This is a genomic window from Rhizobium sp. SVR5-2C (assembly GCF_056755115.1).
In genome coordinates, this window is the sequence record NZ_JBNDHT010000607.1 from 1 (window position 1) to 235 (window position 235).

Consider the following 235-nt stretch of genomic DNA (forward strand, 5'->3'; position numbering starts at 1 on the left):
TGGCAGGATTGAGCGTCTGGCCACGCCCTTCTCTTTGAAGTTTGCCTCAGCTTTCTTGACCTCTTGGGCGCTGACAACACAGTCGTAGCAGTCCACTGGCGGGAAGTGCGTCCAGATCCGGGTCCCGTCGATGCCCTCCCACCAGAAGGTGTGGTGGGGAAGCGTGTTCGCCGTGTTCCAGCTGAGTTTCTGAGTAAAGAACCAGCGCATGCCAGCAAGTCGAGCAATCTGAGGC

Annotated in this window: 1 protein-coding gene; it reads right to left on the reverse strand. The window is 58.3% G+C overall.

Annotation, left to right across the window (positions count from 1 at the left end):
- Nucleotides 1-235, reverse strand: a 235-nt coding sequence (locus ACPYOI_RS37085) for a glycoside hydrolase family 38 N-terminal domain-containing protein (protein WP_481424308.1), incomplete at both ends; no start/stop codon positions are given.